At 66.3% G+C, this 350-nt stretch carries 1 protein-coding gene; it reads right to left on the reverse strand.

Features of this window, described 5'->3' with window-relative positions; all coding sequences use genetic code 11:
• Nucleotides 1-77 precede the first annotated feature (77 nt).
• Nucleotides 78-350, reverse strand: a 273-nt coding sequence (locus U5771_RS35415; protein WP_322028216.1) for a DUF2827 family protein, incomplete at its 5' end; no start/stop codon positions are given.

Genomic DNA, 350 nt, shown 5'->3' on the forward strand with positions numbered 1-350 from the left:
CGACACGCCGACGACGAGACGCTTGCCCTCGCCGGGCGCTTGACGGGCATTGGTGTCCGACATGCGGTTGCTCCGGTTCAGGCGACCAGGCGCGCGACGAACGCGTCCAGGTTCGCGGGGTTGTCGATCGAGACCGATTGCAGCAGCCGGTCGGCTTTCGCGCGATAGTCGTCGAGCTGCTCGTCGTGATGCTGCCACGCATCGCGCAGCACCCGGCCGCCGGCGGCGGAGTCGAAGTCCGGGTAGTAGTAGCCGGCGTCGCCGAGCAGCGTCGAGTTGTGGATCAGCGGATAGCCGCCGTACAGCACGTCGTAGTACAGATAGTTCTGCGCGTTTTCCCAGTGGTGGGA

This window comes from Burkholderia sp. BCC1977 (genome assembly GCF_905339595.1).
GTDB lineage: Bacteria > Pseudomonadota > Gammaproteobacteria > Burkholderiales > Burkholderiaceae > Burkholderia.